Genomic DNA, 15,947 nt, shown 5'->3' on the forward strand with positions numbered 1-15,947 from the left:
AGTAATTCCTGAAAGCCCTTAAAGGAGAAGAGAGGATGAAAACCTACCATGTTAGAAAAGAGGATGTGGTAAGGAGCTGGTGGGTTGTGGACGCTCAGGGCAAGGTCCTGGGCAGGCTTGCCTCCCAGATAGCAAGGGTTTTGATGGGCAAGCACAAGCCCTACTACCAGCCTGACGTGGACTGTGGAGATTTTGTGATAGTGCTTAACGCAGACAAGTTGGTAGTCACCGGCAAAAGGCTTGAGCAGAAAAAATACTACTTCCACAGCAACTACCCTGGCGGTCTCAAGGAGAGAAGCCTCGCTTGGATGTTGGAAAACAAGCCCGAAGAAGTGATAAGGCTTGCAGTCAAGAGGATGCTTCCTAAAAACAGGCTGGGACACAGGATGCTGAAAAGGCTCAAAATATACACTGGCTCTGAACATCCACATGTGGCACAACAGCCTAAGGTTTTGGAGGTTGAAGCATGAGCCTAAAGCTGAAGGACTTCAAAATAGGTTTTGACAACGCCTACTATGGCACTGGTAGAAGAAAGGAGAGCGTGGCAAGGGTTTGGCTCATAAGGGGCACAGACAAACAGATAGTAAAGGTCAAGGAAAGCGGAAAGGAATATCCTCTAAAGGACTATCTTCAGAGGGAAACCCTCTATCACAAGGTTTTACACCCCATAAGGCTCACTGGTCTTGAAGGAAGGTTTGGCATATACGCCACCGTGAGCGGTGGGGGTATAAGCGGTCAAGCGGACGCCATAATGTATGGAATTGCAAAGGCTCTCCTCAAATACAACCCAGACCTAAGACCTACCCTCAAGAGGGCAGGACTTCTCAGAAGGGATGCCAGGGAAAAGGAGAGGAAGAAATACGGTCTTATGAAGGCAAGAAAAGCCTACAGATGGAGCAAGAGATAAGGGTATGCGTTTATGGCGCGACAGGGTATACTGGAGTTGAGCTCTTAAGAATACTTTTGGAGCATCCATATGTTAAGATAGTTTCCTTAACCTCTCAATCTTACGCAGGGAAAAGGCTCTCTGAGGTCTTTCCTTCCTTTCTTCCTACTCCCTTGGGTTCTATAGCCCTAACCAATGAACCTGAAGAAGACTTTGACATAGCCTTTCTTTGCCTTCCTCATGAAACTTCCCTTGAGCTTGTGCCAGAGCTTCTCAAAAGGGGCAAAAGGGTTATAGACCTCTCTGGTGCATACAGGATTTGGGATAAGGGCAAGTATCCTAAGTATTATGGCTTTGAGCATACTCATCCGGAGCTTTTGGATAAGGCTGTCTATGGACTGCCAGAGGTCTTCAGGGAGCATATTAAAAAAGCCCAGCTTGTGGCAAACCCCGGCTGTTATCCCACCGCCACCCTGCTTGCTCTGTATCCGCTCATAAGAGAAGGTATTGAAATAGACTTTATTATCGTTGACGCCCTCTCTGGGGTTTCTGGTGCTGGTAGGAAAACAAATCAGAAGTTTCACTACCCAGAGATGGAAGGAGACGCCTTTGCCTATTCTGTGGAAAAGCACAGACATACTCCTGAGATGGAGTATGTTATTCAGAAGGTGTATGGTAAGGATATTAAGCTGAGGTTTACACCACAGGTGATACCTGCAGTGCGTGGAATGATGGCAAAGGTATATACAAGATGTGAAGAGCTGGACTTTGTTAGCCTTTATAAGGAAACATACGAAGGAGAGCCTTTCGTATTTATTTCTCAAGAGCCTCCACACATTAAACACGTGGTAGGCACTAACTATTGCCTTTTATACCTACACTACCACAGAGAAACCTCCATACTTGAAGTTATAAGCGTTATAGATAACTTGGGCAAAGGTGCATCTTCTCAAGCGGTGCAGAACTTTAACCTTATGATGGGATTTGAGGAAACTTTAGCACTAAAGGGGCTTGCGGACTTTCCCTAAGCGGATAGCTCTTCTTTTATTATCTCAAGCAGGGCAAGAAGTACCCGCTTGACGCTCTCTTTGTCAACGGCAGAGACAGGCAATACTGGTATACCTTCATCCTCACTTATATCAAGGACAGAGGCCACATCTTCTGGTGGCCACGCATTCGGTAGGTCCTGTTTGTTAGCACCTACCACCATGGGAACTGGAAAGCGCGATTGGAAGAAGTTTATTATCCTTCTCGCCTCATGGAAGGTGGAAGGGTCTGTGCTGTCTACAAGTATTATTATCCCAAGAGCACCCTCACCCAGTATCTCCCACATGAAGTCAAACCTTGACTGACCCGGCGTGCCAAAAAGATACAGCTCGTGCTCATCGTCTATGCGAATCTTTCCAAAGTCCATAGCAACGGTGGTGTATTCTTTCACGTTCTTTTCACCAACCGCCTGTGTTTTTCGTTCTGTTTTGACGGTTTTTATTTCACTAACTGTATTTATAAACTGCGTCTTGCCCGCCGCAAAGGGTCCAGCAATTACTATCTTTATTTTCTTTATAGTCCTCATCACAGCTCCCGTATCCTCTCTATTATCTTCATGAGAAGGTCTAGGGCTATGGAAGGCTTTTGCTTTCTCTCTTTCTTCTTCCTTTTTATAACTCCGAGGGCAAGAAATCCATAAAGAGCCCTGTCTACTGTAAGGTTTTCAAGTCCAGAGTCTTTCCTTATGTCGTATACCGTCCTTTCACCATTCACGAGAGAAAAAACCTTCCTTTCCTCTGGAGTGAGCTCTACCCTCTTCAGTCTTTCTTCAGAACCTTCTACGGGTTCAAATAGGATCAGCTCATCGGATATCTTTCTTTCAACTTCCTCTGGAGTGAGGGTCCGAGAAGCCATCATTATTATGTTCTCCACGGGATAGACTACTGAATAGTTGGAGTTGTATCTAACAAAACCGGGTGTGAAAGAGAATACACCCTCTTTCATGTCAAGCCTCTCAATCAGAAATCTCTGCACTGTTCTAAAAAGGTTTTCCTTTGATATACGGAGCTTTTCTATTAGAAGGTCAAAGTCCCTCTCTGCGTAAACTCTGAAAACCCTGTCAACTGGACGCGCAAAGATTATTTCCCCATCCTTCACATAGTAGGCTACTGTTATGTCCTTCCATTCTACGAGAAGTATTCCGCTCTTTCGGTCTTTGGCTATTATCTGGAGGATGTCCACAAAGTTAAAAGTTTTAAGGTCTCCCGTTAAAGCCATAACCCTTTATAACATCCCTTTGAGTTTATCCTGAGATTTCCTTATCTCCATGAGCAGGAGACCCAGCTTGGCGTTGTTGTCCGCAAGAACCACCATAACCGCGTCCTTTCCCACTCCCGTCAGGATAACATATCCATCGTGTCCTTTAATGGTTATCTGTTCCAGATTACCCTTTGCCAGCTCTTCGGAGACCCTTTCACCCAAGGAGAGTATTGCGGCACTCATCGCCGCTATTCGGTCCTCCTCCATGCCCGGTTTGAGGACCGATGCTATGGGCAATCCATCTGCGGACACCAGGGATGCACCCTCTAAACCTGTGTTTCTTATCAGTTCCTGTAAAACCTGAGTATATCTATCCATATTTCCCTCCTCCTTAAGAATTATACTAAAATTTCCATAGAAATATATCGTAAACAACACCCATAGTTATAGAAAAGATGACCCAAAAAATCACATAGGCAACCACTAAACCCTTTGGCAGAAACTTAAGAGTTGCAATTATTGTAGGCATGCATGTGCCCGTGCCACCAAGCATGAAGGTAAGGGACGCTCCCGAGCTAAAGCCTATATCTCTTAGAGCCTTGGCTATGGGAACTTCTTCACCAGAACACACGTATATGGGTATAGATGTAAAGGAGACCAAAAGATAGGAGAGAAAACTTCCTGCTATGGGTCTTATGAGCTCCGGTGGTATGAGGGTCTTTATGAGAGAGGCTATGACTATACCAAGAAGAAGGTATTTACCTATTCCAAGGAGGTTGTCCTTGAAGTGTGTGCCAAAGGACCTCCATCCGCTTTGGCTTGCACCCCCAAAGGAAAGAGGTAGACTACTGGGCTTTTTGAAAAAGAGGTCCGCTGTATAGGCAAAAAGCAAGGCAAAGCCTAAGGTGCCAAACAGTCTAAGGGCAGTCATGGGAAGACCGAAATATCCATAGGTAAGTATTAATGTTACTGGAGATACCACCGGAGCCACGATGAGAAAGGAGAGGACGGGTGCATAGCTCCTTGACATGCTACTTATGAGGTTTGCCACAGGAAGCATGGAGCAAGAGCAAAGAGGCAAAAGCCCACCCAGAAACCCCGTGTATATGGGTGCAATTCTCTTATTCTTTAGGAAGACCCTAAGCCAGCTGAGTTTTGTAAAGCCTTGCAGGAGAGAGGTAATAAGGACCGCAATTAAAAAGAAAGGAAGTATATCCAGAGTGTAGTCATACAGAGAAAGGAAAAACTTCTCCAAAAGCCTCATAATGAAAATATCTTAGCCAAAAAGGAAATACAGTATGACTGCGTTCATAATACCTGCGACCACATCGTCCGCCACTACACCATGACCCTTTGGCAGTCTTTCAAAGAGTTTTATAGGAAAAGGCTTTACTATGTCCAACATCCTAAAGGTTATAAAGGCAACCGCTATGGTCTTTAGGGTAGGTTCAATAAGGAGGAAGGAGAAAAAGTAGCCTAATACCTCGTCTATCACCACCTCCTCTGGGTCTTTATCTCTTGTTAGCTCTACCATGTAGTTGGCAGACCAGACCGCAACCGCATACAGCAAAAGCCCAAACAGTAAGGTAAGCCACCACTTGTAAACAAGCAGATAAACAAGAGGGACACCAAGAAGAGTTCCTACAGTGCCCGGTGCATACCTAAACCTTCCAATGTAAAAGCCCGTGGCGATTAACTCCTGCCACATTATAGGTCTATCCTCGCAAACCTTCTTCTTCCTTCTTCAAACACATCCCCTCCGTATATATCGTTGGCAACTATTACAGGAAAGTCTTCCACGTATAGTCTTCTTATGGCTTCTGTGCCAAGATCTTCGTAAGCGACCACCTCTGAGGACTTTATACACTTAGAGAGCAAGACCGCCACACCACCCACCGCTGCAAAGTATACCGCCTTATACTTTTTCAAAAGCTCCCTTACCTGAGGAGACCTATACCCCTTGCCTATCATACCCTTTAGACCCAGCTTTAGAAGGTCTTCCACATACTTATCCATCCTTATAGAGGTAGTAGGACCAGCAGAGCCTATAACTTGCCCAGGCTTTGGTGGTGTGGGACCCACATAGTATATGACCTGCCCCTTTACATCTATGGGTAAAGGCTCTCCTCTTTGAAGGGCTTCCACCATCCTTTTGTGCGCTGCGTCCCTTGCGGTATATATGTAGCCTGTAATGAGAACTTTGTCTCCTGCTCTTAGGTCTTGGATGACTTCGTCAGTTAGTGGTGTTTGAATTCTCTTTTCCATAAAGAAATTATAACAGCTTTAGGCTCTGTATCTGCTTAAAACAAGTGCGGAAGGCACACCCCAAAGGAAGGAAGACAAAAGCAAAAAGCTATGAAAGACAAAGCCCATTTTGAGCCACTCCCTTAGGCTCTCACCCAAGAGTTTAAGAGGAATTCCAAAGGCAAACTCGTAAGTGCCAAAACCCATAAAGCTATGAAGGGGAAGCACAGAGCTAAGCTCACCACCAAGAAAGGCAAGGAAGCCCTTGTATATGTCCATGCTATCTATAGGCAGTAAAACAATCAAGGCTAAGAACTTGAGGCTATGAGACAGAGAGGAAAGTAGAAAAAGTAAAAAGGACAAGCTAAAGCTGAGCTCCCTTTTGATAAAATCCTTTAACTCACCTAACCTGCCTCTATAAGGCAGGAGCACATACCCTAACCTTAAACTCAAAGAGAAAATCAAAACAAGCACAGAAACCAAAAGTGCATAAAGATTAACCACAGAAAAGCTAAGAAAAAGCAGAAAAAAGAGGGTAAGAAGGTCATATAATCGCCCCATAAAGAAAGACCAAAGGGAAGCACTCAAGTTAACTCCAAGCCTTTTTGCATAATAAAACCAACTAAGTTCTCCAGTCCTTGCGGGTAGAAGGTTGTTAAAGAGTATGTTAGCGGAGTTTATGAGAAAAACCTGATATAGGCTTAGGTTTCTCAAAAGCAGTTTCCATCTTATAGACCTTACCAACTGGCTAAGGCTGTATAGAAAAAAGGCAAAAAGCAGGTTTTTAAGCTCAATGCTCTTTAGGCTCGAAAGAAAATCACCAAAGGGGACAAAGTAAAAAAGGAAAGCAAGGAAAAGAAGGGTAAGGGTAAAGGGAAGGAGTTTTTTCAATCCTTTTCTGGCACGTCGTGTATAACTATCCTTTTGCCTGCAAACCTTGAGAGTATCTCTATGGCAACTTCAACGCCAGAGCCAGCACAAGAGGTAAAGTGAGAGGAAAGCCCAGCAAGAGTTCCAGTTACAAAGAGGTTTTTGTCTACTTCAAAGTCCTTGTGCTTTATCATAACCCTACCGGGCTTTGGGGATTTAGGGTTTTCCACCACCTCTACCTGCAGACCTTCTATGTTAAAAGAATGAAAGCCACCTGCCAAAACCACATAGTCTGCGGTAAAGCTCTTACCAGAGGTAGTCCGAAGTTCAAATCCCTCTTCCTTTTTCTGTATGCTCTTTACCTCTTCCTGCAAAAAGTCCACACCACCCCACTGATCTATCTGCTCCCTTATCTTTTGCAAAAGCTCTGTGCCAAGCATAGTATCCAAGCCCGGCACGTTTCTGAGAAAGGCTTTTCTCAGATCAGAGCCATCTATGTCAAAAACTATATACCTTCTGCCTTCTGCCCATTGCCAACCTCTACCCCTTGCGGATACTAAGGTCAAAGCACAAGAAAGACCACTTGCTCCACCACCTACAATAGCCACATCGTACCTCACAAAACATTATTATACAACAAAAACGTCCACGCCTCCTCTACATAACCTGGAGATTTCGCTTATTTGCTTACCAACACCTCTGTCTTTTCTTCCTTTTTCTCAAAGTCAGAAGGCTTTACATTTTTAAGGGCTTCCTTTATTTTCTTCCTCTCCTGTGCTATTGCCTTCATCTTCTCAAGCTCTTCTTTGCTAAAACAACACATGATAGCACCTCCTTTGGCTTGATGCTTTTATTCTACGCATCTATGATAGAAGGGTTATGTTTTGAATCATAAAAGCCTTAAAAAGAGGCTTTCCGCCAGTGTAGGATGTGGCAAGCAGAGCCTTGAGAGCATGTCAAGGTTTAGCTCTGAAAAGAGGCTTGTTGTTAGAAGAGATATTATCTCGCCTGCGTCTCTTGATAGGAGTTCACCTCCAAGGAGAAAGCCCTTTTTGTCAAAATAGAGAAAAGCCATACCTTCTTCTGTGTGGTATATACTTCCTACCGCAAAGGCTCTAAGGCTTACGCTCCTTTCTGAAAACTCTACCTTTTTCTCCTCAAGCTCTTTTCTTGTGAGACCCACCTTTGCGTAAGACAGAGGTTGAGTGTATAGCACGTAGGGTATCTTATAGGGTGGTGTGAAAAAGCCCTTACCTTTTATAAGTTTTTGTGCCACCGAAAAAGACTGAAGCCTGCTTGCGTGTGCAAGCTCCACTATACCGTTTATGTCCCCCACCGCATAGTGGTCTCTTAGAGAGGTCTCGTAGCTCCTGTCTACCAATATGTGCCCCTTCTCGTCTCGTGCAAGGTCAAGTCTTATACACTGTGAGTTAGGCACTCTCTTTTTTAGCCAATAAACAGCCTCTGGTGGTGTGTCAGGCATGGGTTTAAAAAGCACGCCCAAATCCTTTAGGCTCTTCAAAAGCCTTGTCTTTATGGATGGGTGCATAAACTCAAGGCTTTTTTCCTCAAAGTAAGCCTCAATGGACACGCCCATAAGGGCATATATGCATGCAAACTCAAGAAGTATTGGGTCATCGCCTGCAAGTTTTAGGCTGTCTGGAAGCTCTTCCAGTTCCAAAAGGTCATTACCGTTGGGTTCTTGAGGATAGGACTTTCCTGTGTTAAGGATTATGTATCTTCCACTTATCCTTCTGCCTTCAACCTCCACCACATGTGGCTCTACAAGCTCTCCGTATCCGTAGATAAAGTCCACACCCTTTAGTAGTTTTTCTATCTGGTCTCTTAGTGTTTTTGTTAGCTTTTGTTTTTTCTCCTTTAGGTTTTTCAAGTTTAGGCTAATGTCTTTCACAGATATCAAAGGTGAGTTTTTCAACTCAAAGAGCTTTCTTGCCTCAAAAAGGTAAAGCTTTGTGGGTATGCACCCTTCATGAAGACAGACGCCACCAAGATGAGCTTGTTCCCTTTCCACTATTGCGGTCTTTAAGCCCGCTTTCCATAGTAGCTCCGCACCCACATAGGCAAGCCCACCTCCCAAAATTATCACATCATAGTCATACATATCAAGCTCCCTTCTTTAACATCTTTATGTAATTTTTGTCTAAAACCTTCTCCTTTAGGTGCTTTACAAACAAAGCTCCATGAAAGCCGTTTATAACCCTATGGTCAAAGGTAAAGGTCATATGGGTTTTGCCGTCGCCTTCTTGCATGCCTACCGCTATTATGCAAACCTGTCCGTAGGGTATTACCGCATCAAAAGCCCTAATTCCAAACATGCCAAGGTTAGATATGGTTAAAGTTGCACCTCTTATATCTTCAAGGCTTAGCCTGCCCTCTTCTGCCCTTTTCCTTAGCTCTCTTACCTCCTGTGCTATCTCCCTTAGGCTCTTCCTGTTTACCTCCTTTATCACAGGATTGTATAGCTCATCTCCCACTGCTATGGCAAGTCCCACGTTGGAGTTTGGGTAAATCAAATAGTGGTCTTCTCTATATACCGCTCTTAGCCTTTCAAAAAACTGCATGGCATCGCCCACTATCTTTATAAGCCAGTGGGTAAGGGTTATCTCCTTGTCCCAGGGGATAAGGGAAAGGTCAAAGACTTCGTATATGTGATAGTGAGGGACAACAAAACTTTTGGAGAGGTTTGATATAAGGCTTTTTTGAACAGAGGACACTGGGACTCTTCTTGGAATACCCTTCTGTTCCACATAGGCAAGAAGCAGGTCTTCGTCAATCTTTTTGTTAGGAAATTCTTTGAGGAGCTCCTCAAGAGAAAGCTCATATTCCCTTAAGAGCTCCAGTGCCTTTGGTGTAAAGTATCTCTCTTTTTCAAACTCCTCTATATCCTTTGCATGGGTCGGGGAGGGTAGCCTACCCTCTTGTTGTAGCTCCTTTAGGTCTATACCCTTTTCCTTTGCCAAAAGTCTTGCATAGGGAGAGGCAAAGCCAGGTGGCAGTTCAATCTTCTTCTCTGTCTCCTTGGGTGGTGGAGGGGGTTTCCTCTCTTCCACCTTTGGTTTTTCTTCCAATTTTGGCTTTTCTTCCTCCTTTGGCTTTTCTATCCTTTCTCCTAACTCCATTATGGCTATGGGCTTTCCCACCTCCACCTCTTGACCTTCTGAAAGGAGTATCCTTTTTATAGTGCCTCTTTTGAAGCTCTGTAGTTCCATAACCGCCTTCTCCGCCTCTATCTCCGCTATGACCTCACCCTTTTCCACATAGTCTCCTTCCTTTTTAAGCCAACGGACTATCTTTCCCCTTTCCATCGTGTCTGAAAACTGGGGCATCAAAACCTCATAGTCCATGGCTTTTGCTCCAGCTAAGTATACGCTCATATATCTTCTCGGGTGTGGGTATAGCCATTAGCTCAAGTTTTCTGTTGTAAGGTATGGGAACTTCCTCTCCAGCTATCCTAAGAGGTGGTGCATCAAGGTAGTAAAATAGCTCCTCGCACACCCTCGCTGACAGCTCCGCACCAAGACCAAGAGTTTTTGGCGCTTCGTAAACTACCACAAGCCTGTGGGTTTTTCTAACAGACTCATATATGGTCTCAAAGTCTATGGGTCTGAGGGAGATAAGGTCTATAACTTCGCAGGAAATCCCGTCTCTTTCCTCCAACCACTCACAAGCCTTCAAGGTGTCATGAACCATTTTAAGATAGGAGACTACCGTTATGTCTTTTCCTTCCTTTAGAATTCTTGCCTTAAAGGGGTCAAAGTTTTTCACATACTCAAAGGGAAAGTCCATACCATACAGGAGCACATGCTCCAGAAAGACCACAGGGTCATCCATCCTTATGGCATGCAAAAGTCCGTGATAAGCACTTATGGAGTCCGAAGCACAAAAGACATAAAGCCCTGGCACGCTGGCAAAGAAGTGCTCCAGGCTTTGAGAGTGCTGTGAGGCGAGCTGTTTTGCCACACCCTGTGGCATACGCACCACAAGAGGGAGAAAGAGCTTTCCACCGCTCATGTATCTTAGCTTTGCCATCTGGTTTACAAACTGGTCCATAGCCAGCATGGCAAAGTTTACGGTCATTATCTCCGCCACTGGTCTGAGTCCCATAAGAGCCATACCTATGGCAGTGCCCACTATGGAGTTTTCCGCTATGGGTGTATCTATTACCCTCTTTGGTCCATACTTCACATAAAGACCATCGGTCACCTTGTAGTTGCCCCCGTAAAAGCCCACATCCTCCCCAAGGACTACTACCCTTGGGTCATGTTCCATAGCATAGTCGAGGGCTAAGTTTAAAGCATCACGGTATAACATCAGAGCATACCCCACAGTATAGGTCTGTGTATAGCTCCTCTTCAGAGGGTTCTGGAGAGCTCAGGGCAAACTCCACAGCTCCTTCAACCACTGCCTCCACCTTTTGGTCTATGAGCCTTACCTGTTCCTCTGTGAGCCAACCTTCTTTATAGGCTTTTTTAAGCAAAAGGTCTATGGGGTCTCTTTTGCGAAACATCTCCAACTCTCTCGGAGACCTGTAGTCTCCCTTGTCCGCCATGGAGTGCCCTTCAAAACGATAGGTATGTGCCTCAATAAAGTAAGGCTTTCCGTATTCTTCTATGTACTGCTTGGCTCTAACTACTGCTTCGTAGACCGCAAAGACATCCATACCGTCCACAACCTCCGCTGGCATGTAGTCCCTTGCCTTGAGATAAATGTCCTTCAGTGCAGAAGACCTGCTCACATGCGTGCCTATGGCGTAGTAGTTGTTTTCGCACAGAAATAGCACTGGCACTTCCCAAAGGTTCGCCATGTTTATGGCTTCAAAGAAGGTGCCGTTGTTGGTTGCACCATCACCAAAGATGCAAAGAACTCCAGCTTTTTCACCCATGAGCTTTCTGGCATAGGCTGCGCCTACCGCATGAGGAAGGTGTGCTGCCACTATGGCGTTGCCACCGTAAAAGTCCATTTTTGGCTCATAAAGATGCATAGAACCTCCCTTTCCCTTTGAAACGCCCGTAGCCTTTCCAAAAAGCTCCGCCATAATGAGCTTTGGGTCTATGCCTCTTGCCAAAGCCAGCACATGCTCCCTATAGGGACAGAAGAGGTCTCCCTTTCCAAAGCCTACCACAGCACCCACATGCACCGCCTCTTCACCTATGGCAAGGTGTAAAAAGCCAGATATATTTCCCTTTAAGTATTCTTCCTTGCACCTTATCTCAAATTCCCTCCCTAACTTCATAAGGTAGTAAAACTTTTCTGCCAGCGTCTGGCTCATGGCTAAAATTATAAGGGATGAGTTCTGAAGATTTACTTCTTAAAGAGCTAAAGGAAGAGCTTCTTAGGGTTCTTTCAAAGCACCTTGAGTATCCCTTAGTATGGACAAATATCCCTTTTGTGGACATTTATCCACGCCTCGGGTTTAGGGACTGATTGAAAGTATGGATTTCTTTCAATCAATCCCAGTACCTTACTCCAGAGGCACTTAAACCGCTCACTAAACAAGTTTTTTATGAAAACCTCCACTTGCTTAGTGAGGGCTTGCTCCATACGGTGTAAATGCAAGCTCCACTTAGCACGGCTAAGTAGATTTCTGCTTGCATTCACATCCGCATGGAGCTTTCTATTGCATAGCTTACACTCAAACTCACTCCTTGTCTTCCTGTTGTCTTTGTCTACATACCCACAATTACTGCATGCTTGTGAACTATAGGCAGGAGCAACATACACCACCTCTATGCCATATTCCTCTCTCACTTCCTCTAACTTCTTCTTTATCTCCCCAAGCCCAAACCTTATAAGCACCCTCTTTATAGCCTTTGGAAAATTGTTAATTACCCTCTTCAAAAATCCTCTTAAGTCCTCAAGCACAAGCCTTCGTGGTCTGTATAACTCTATAACCCTGTTTATTACCCTCCTTACCTCATTCTTCACATACTCACTTAGCCTGTGTTGAAGTCTTAAATACCTTCTGCTCTCTGTTGGCTTTTTTCCTCTCCTTTGCATCTCCCTTTGAATTCTGTCTATCTTATCCGCATATTCCCTGACCTTGCTGTAAAACTTCCTGCCAAAGAGGTCTCCTCTGTCTGAAACAAGAAAACACTCCATGCCAAAGTCAAGAGCTACCTCTCCACTGAAAGCTATCTCCTTTCTCTCTATCTCCTTCACAAGCCTTAGTTTGCCATCCTCCGCTATCTGAACCATGCTTGTTAGCTTTCCACCTCTTTCCTCAAAATACTCATGAAGTTTCACAGGCAGATATATAGGCTTTCTCTTTTCATGAGTTGACAGTCTTATCCAGAGGTCAAAGGCTTTTGCTTTCTTTGGTCTTTCCAGCAAGGCACACTTGCTGTCTAAAAGCATAGAGATACCTTTAAAACTTGGCTTTTTCCAGCTTTTGAGAATATGCTTGAATATCTTCTTAGCAAGCAGTCTTTCTTCCTTGACTATCTCATACTCATGCTTGTTTTTGTCTTTATCTATCCACAGGGCTTTCTCACTTTTTGGAATAAGCCATTCCTCTCTGGAGTTGAGATAAAGGAGAACTCTTTTTGTCTTTTCAGGAAGAGTAGAGCTAAGGACTATCTCTTTGAACCTTTTTTGGACATTGGCAATAAAACTTTCCAGTGTAGGGACTACCACATGGTATTGTATAGTGGACTTGAACCTTTCTGAAAGTGGGCAGTTTAAGTGTTTTATGTTGGCTTTTCTGGAGAAAGAGCCAGTTTTGAAGAAAAGAAACCACTGGAAGTTTGCCACAAGCTGTGCGGTTTTTCTGTATAGCTTTAGGACATGAGCTATAAGGGTTCTTTTTCTTTTTGTGGTAGGGCATGAGACTTCAATAGCCCTATACATAGGGATATTATAGCTTTTGTCTGTGAGTTCGTATGTGAAACAATTCAAGAAACAAATTACCATTATTAGGTATAAATGTCAATATTTTCAGAGACTATTCGCCAAGACCTTGTGGACTTTAACAAAACCTCAGAAGAGTTCAAAAGAGAAGCCCTAAAACACATAGAGGTCATTTATGAGCCAGAGAAGGATATTCATTGAAAAGCTCGCAAAGGCTATAGAAAGGTTGGAAGAGGTGCTAAAGCTGGAAAAAACGCAGTGGTTAGAGATTCCGCCATACAGAGGTTTGAATTTACCTTTGACCTTGCGTGGAAAAGCCTTAAGTTATACCTTGAAGAGGTGGAAAGGCTTGAATGCAGGTCTCCAAAGGGATGCCTAAGGCTTGCCTTTTCTGTTGGTCTAATAGATAACGACTCCTATTGGCTTCAGATATGCGACTATAGAAACCTTACCTCCCAAACCTACGATGAAGAGTTAGCGGATAAAATATACGAAGAACTACCAAAGGTGTTAGAATACTTTAAAAGGCTTTACGGACTGATATCATGATAGAGCAGTTATCAAAGAGCCTAAATGCAGAGGTTTTGCAAACCCATACAAGCTGGGTTTTGCTTTTAGAGAAGGTGGTTTACAAGATAAAAAAGCCAGTAAACTTTGGCTTTCTGGACTATTCAACTTTAGAGAAAAGGCTTGAAAACTGCAAAAAGGAGCTGGAGCTAAACAGAAGGTTATGCGGGTGGGTATACATGGATGTGGTTCCCATAAGTTATGTAGATGGTGAATATCGTATAGAAGACCCCTCAAACCCAGTGGAGTATGCGGTGAAGATGAGAAGGATACCAGAGGAAAGGCTTCTAAAAAACATGCTTTCAAAGGTTTCTCAAGAGGACATGAAAGAACTTGCAAGACACATAGCAAACTTCCATGCAAAGGCAGAGAGGCGGGATGAGTTTGGAAGGCTTGAGGTAATGAAGTTCAACACCGACGAAAACTTTTTGCAAACCGAAAAATACATAGGCATAACCATAGACAAGGAAGACTACGAGTTTATCAGAGAGAAAACAGAAGGCTTTTATAGAAAATACTCAGACCTCTTTGAAAAACGCATAAAAGAGGGACGCATCAGGGACGGACATGGAGATATAAGGCTTGAACATGTGGCTTTTTTAGAGGAAGGTATCTGTGTTTTTGACTGTATTGAGTTTAATGACAGGTTTAGGTGCGGTGATGTGATAAACGATATGTGCTTTCTCTCTATGGAGCTTGAGCTTGTAGGAAGAAGAGACCTATCTCAAGTCTATGAAGAAGAATACAAGAAAATAACGCAGGATGAAGAGTTTGACCTCTTTTTGCCCTTTTTCAAATGCTACAGGGCTTATGTGAGAGGAAAGGTAAACAGCTTTTTGCTTGACGACCCTCATTATGAGAAAAAGGAAGAAGCTAAGGAGTTAGCCAGTAGGCTTTTTAAGCTTAGCAGGTCTTACGCAGAAACTATACCCTAATCAAGCCATCTTAGGGTTATCTCAAAGCCTTCTCTATCCTTTGGCTTTTTCTTTATTTTTGGCTTTTTTGAACCTTTCCCAGGAGTATCCCAGTCGTAGTAGGCAACGATTATCTCGTTCCTCGGGTCGATAACCCTTGCCCTTTCAAAGTAAACTACTGCGTCATCATCCCTACCCATATATAAAAGGGTTAAGCCTATAGTGGCGTTTACTCTTGCCTGCCAACCCCTATCTGGTGAATATCTTAAGGCAAGAAAAAACCTGTCGTATGCCCTGCTGTAGTATCCACACATGCCCTCCGCAACACCAAGCCAGTATAAGGCTTCAAAGTTGTTGGGGTTTTTCTCAAGAGCCTTTTCAAACTCCTTTATAGCCTTCCCACAGTTGCCCTTTCGCAGGTGCTTTTTCCCGTTTTCAAGAGCCTTGTCTGAAGCGACAATTAAACCTGGAGGTCTTGAAGGGGGTGGTGTATCTCCCACCAAAACTGTGGTCTTTTCCGCACAGGCAAAGGCAAAAAGGAAGGTTAGAGTAATTATTTTAAACTTCATGTAGTTTATTATAGCTTCTATCACCTAAATCTTCAACCTTTTTCCAGCCCTTAGAACCTTTAATGTAAAAATCTTCAACCCTTCTGAAGTTTAATTTCCTGAGCTTTTTATACTCCTGAAAGTTTTCAAGAAAGCTCTCAAGATGCTCCTTTGAATCAAAGTAGAGCAAGTCTTTGCCCTCTCTTGCCACAGCATAATCATCTTCGGACTTTACAAAACCACCACACACCGGACACCTTACTCCTTTTGGAGGAGGCGGTGGTGGTTTTATCCTAAACTCCCTCTTTTCCATAAAGGCGTAGAAGGCTATGGCAATAACCAAAGAAAAAACAAAAACATCAACCGCAAAAGAAGCAAATGGAGAGAGGAAATTTCCCAAATAGCCAAATATGGAGATAAGTATACCACCCACAGTTACGCCTGCGGTAAGGAATACATGCTTAATAGCCACACCCTTAAAGACAAAAAGAAGCACCACACCAAAGCTGAACATCTCCAAGAGCCTTGCAACTACTATAAGTATGTGCCCAAGCGTGACCGCATCAAAGCTCATTTTGTTGGGTCTTTCTCGTGCCTTATATAGGGCACGTTTTTTATGTTCTTAAGCCTGTTAATAAAATATTCTCTGTTTTTCTCAGAAAGGATCATCCCCAAAAGCCCAGTTAGGAAACCTCCGAGGACTATAAGCCCAACTATGATACCCGTCAGCTTCTTTTTTTGCTCTTGGGTCATATAATATACCTCCATATTTAAAAAATAAAAAGAGCTCCCCAGATGGGGAGC

23 protein-coding genes are annotated in these 15,947 nt (G+C 43.8%); 6 read left to right on the forward strand and 17 right to left on the reverse strand.

All coding sequences use genetic code 11. The features are described 5' to 3' along the window. Window positions 1-35 precede the first annotated feature (35 nt). The 3 genes from rplM to argC are packed head-to-tail and all read left to right on the forward strand — an operon-like array spanning window position 36 to window position 1,914. A complete protein-coding gene (gene rplM / locus G3M65_RS02960) occupies window positions 36-470 on the forward strand; it encodes a 50S ribosomal protein L13 (protein WP_173833125.1) in 435 nt (144 codons plus the stop codon). Further along, entirely contained in the window at window positions 467-907 is a 441-nt protein-coding gene (gene rpsI, locus G3M65_RS02965; protein WP_173833126.1) for a 30S ribosomal protein S9, read from the forward strand. The genes rplM and rpsI overlap by 4 nt, the downstream gene beginning before the upstream one ends. Further along, window positions 892-1,914: an N-acetyl-gamma-glutamyl-phosphate reductase gene (gene argC, locus G3M65_RS02970; protein WP_173833127.1), complete on the forward strand. Its 1,023-nt coding sequence runs from the start codon at window positions 892-894 to the stop codon at window positions 1,912-1,914. Before rpsI ends, argC begins: the two co-directional genes overlap by 16 nt. Here argC and G3M65_RS02975 read toward each other — a convergent pair. The 14 genes from G3M65_RS02975 to G3M65_RS03040 form a co-directional block, all read right to left on the reverse strand. Next, window positions 1,911-2,459 (reverse strand): GTP-binding protein, encoded by a 549-nt coding sequence (locus G3M65_RS02975; protein ID WP_173833128.1) that lies wholly within the window; start codon window positions 2,457-2,459, stop codon window positions 1,911-1,913. The genes argC and G3M65_RS02975 overlap by 4 nt on opposite strands. Next, window positions 2,459-3,151: a DUF4388 domain-containing protein gene (locus G3M65_RS02980; RefSeq protein WP_173833129.1), complete on the reverse strand. Its 693-nt coding sequence runs from the start codon at window positions 3,149-3,151 to the stop codon at window positions 2,459-2,461. Before G3M65_RS02980 ends, G3M65_RS02975 begins: the two co-directional genes overlap by 1 nt. 6 nt (window positions 3,152-3,157) lie before the next feature. Continuing rightward, window positions 3,158-3,511, reverse strand: coding sequence for a roadblock/LC7 domain-containing protein (locus G3M65_RS02985; RefSeq protein WP_173833130.1), 354 nt, complete (start codon window positions 3,509-3,511; stop codon window positions 3,158-3,160). A 25-nt stretch (window positions 3,512-3,536) separates the two neighbouring features. Continuing rightward, entirely contained in the window at window positions 3,537-4,397 is an 861-nt protein-coding gene (locus tag G3M65_RS02990) for a permease (RefSeq protein WP_173833131.1), read from the reverse strand. Window positions 4,398-4,409: 12 nt separating this feature from the next. Next, on the reverse strand, window positions 4,410-4,841 hold the full coding sequence (locus G3M65_RS02995) for a phosphatidylglycerophosphatase A family protein (protein WP_173833132.1): 432 nt from the start codon (window positions 4,839-4,841) through the stop codon (window positions 4,410-4,412). Then, window positions 4,841-5,398, reverse strand: coding sequence for a Fe-S-containing hydro-lyase (locus G3M65_RS03000; protein WP_173833133.1), 558 nt, complete (start codon window positions 5,396-5,398; stop codon window positions 4,841-4,843). Before G3M65_RS03000 ends, G3M65_RS02995 begins: the two co-directional genes overlap by 1 nt. Window positions 5,399-5,416: 18 nt before the next feature. Next, window positions 5,417-6,268, reverse strand: coding sequence for a lysylphosphatidylglycerol synthase domain-containing protein (locus G3M65_RS03005; protein WP_173833134.1), 852 nt, complete (start codon window positions 6,266-6,268; stop codon window positions 5,417-5,419). Then, complete coding sequence (locus tag G3M65_RS03010; protein ID WP_173833135.1) at window positions 6,265-6,867, reverse strand: FAD/NAD(P)-binding protein; 603 nt, start codon at window positions 6,865-6,867, stop codon at window positions 6,265-6,267. Before G3M65_RS03010 ends, G3M65_RS03005 begins: the two co-directional genes overlap by 4 nt. Before the next feature lie 59 nt (window positions 6,868-6,926). Further along, window positions 6,927-7,070, reverse strand: a complete 144-nt coding sequence (locus tag G3M65_RS03015; protein ID WP_173833136.1) for a hypothetical protein — start codon at window positions 7,068-7,070, stop codon at window positions 6,927-6,929. Window positions 7,071-7,136: 66 nt separating this feature from the next. Continuing rightward, window positions 7,137-8,369, reverse strand: a complete 1,233-nt coding sequence (locus tag G3M65_RS03020) for an FAD-dependent oxidoreductase (RefSeq protein WP_173833137.1) — start codon at window positions 8,367-8,369, stop codon at window positions 7,137-7,139. 1 nt (window position 8,370) lies between these two features. After that, complete coding sequence (locus G3M65_RS03025) at window positions 8,371-9,612, reverse strand: dihydrolipoamide acetyltransferase family protein (protein WP_173833138.1); 1,242 nt, start codon at window positions 9,610-9,612, stop codon at window positions 8,371-8,373. Next, window positions 9,602-10,579: an alpha-ketoacid dehydrogenase subunit beta gene (locus G3M65_RS03030; protein ID WP_173833139.1), complete on the reverse strand. Its 978-nt coding sequence runs from the start codon at window positions 10,577-10,579 to the stop codon at window positions 9,602-9,604. Before G3M65_RS03030 ends, G3M65_RS03025 begins: the two co-directional genes overlap by 11 nt. Then, the gene (locus tag G3M65_RS03035; RefSeq protein ID WP_173833140.1) at window positions 10,566-11,537 is read right to left on the reverse strand and encodes a thiamine pyrophosphate-dependent enzyme; all 972 of its coding nucleotides are present in this window, start codon (window positions 11,535-11,537) and stop codon (window positions 10,566-10,568) included. Before G3M65_RS03035 ends, G3M65_RS03030 begins: the two co-directional genes overlap by 14 nt. A gap of 95 nt (window positions 11,538-11,632) precedes the next feature. Further along, on the reverse strand, window positions 11,633-13,114 hold the full coding sequence (locus tag G3M65_RS03040; protein ID WP_173833141.1) for an RNA-guided endonuclease InsQ/TnpB family protein: 1,482 nt from the start codon (window positions 13,112-13,114) through the stop codon (window positions 11,633-11,635). 75 nt (window positions 13,115-13,189) lie between these two features. Between G3M65_RS03040 and G3M65_RS10575 the strand changes: the two genes are divergently transcribed. From G3M65_RS10575 to G3M65_RS03050, 3 genes are read left to right on the forward strand one after another with little or no spacing between them, the layout of a single operon-like run. Beyond that, the gene (locus G3M65_RS10575; RefSeq protein ID WP_256370830.1) at window positions 13,190-13,315 is read left to right on the forward strand and encodes a hypothetical protein; all 126 of its coding nucleotides are present in this window, start codon (window positions 13,190-13,192) and stop codon (window positions 13,313-13,315) included. A 57-nt stretch (window positions 13,316-13,372) separates the two neighbouring features. Further along, window positions 13,373-13,663, forward strand: coding sequence for an HI0074 family nucleotidyltransferase substrate-binding subunit (locus G3M65_RS03045; protein WP_254426301.1), 291 nt, complete (start codon window positions 13,373-13,375; stop codon window positions 13,661-13,663). Then, window positions 13,660-14,616 (forward strand): gluconokinase, encoded by a 957-nt coding sequence (locus G3M65_RS03050; protein ID WP_173833142.1) that lies wholly within the window; start codon window positions 13,660-13,662, stop codon window positions 14,614-14,616. The genes G3M65_RS03045 and G3M65_RS03050 overlap by 4 nt, the downstream gene beginning before the upstream one ends. On the opposite strand, the gene G3M65_RS03055 is transcribed toward G3M65_RS03050, so the two are convergent. The 3 genes from G3M65_RS03055 to G3M65_RS03065 are packed head-to-tail and all read right to left on the reverse strand — an operon-like array spanning window position 14,613 to window position 15,896. Continuing rightward, a complete protein-coding gene (locus G3M65_RS03055; RefSeq protein ID WP_173833143.1) occupies window positions 14,613-15,164 on the reverse strand; it encodes a tetratricopeptide repeat protein in 552 nt (183 codons plus the stop codon). The two genes, G3M65_RS03050 and G3M65_RS03055, sit on opposite strands and share 4 nt — an antisense overlap. Continuing rightward, window positions 15,154-15,717, reverse strand: coding sequence for a hypothetical protein (locus G3M65_RS03060; protein ID WP_173833144.1), 564 nt, complete (start codon window positions 15,715-15,717; stop codon window positions 15,154-15,156). Before G3M65_RS03060 ends, G3M65_RS03055 begins: the two co-directional genes overlap by 11 nt. After that, window positions 15,714-15,896 carry a hypothetical protein gene (locus G3M65_RS03065; protein WP_173833145.1) on the reverse strand — a complete coding sequence of 61 codons (183 nt, stop codon included), beginning with the start codon at window positions 15,894-15,896 and terminating at the stop codon, window positions 15,714-15,716. The genes G3M65_RS03060 and G3M65_RS03065 overlap by 4 nt, the downstream gene beginning before the upstream one ends. Between the last annotated feature and the right edge of the window lie 51 nt (window positions 15,897-15,947).

This window comes from Hydrogenobacter sp. T-8, from assembly GCF_011006175.1.
In the GTDB taxonomy this organism is placed as follows: Bacteria; Aquificota; Aquificia; order Aquificales; family Aquificaceae; genus Pampinifervens; species Pampinifervens florentissimum.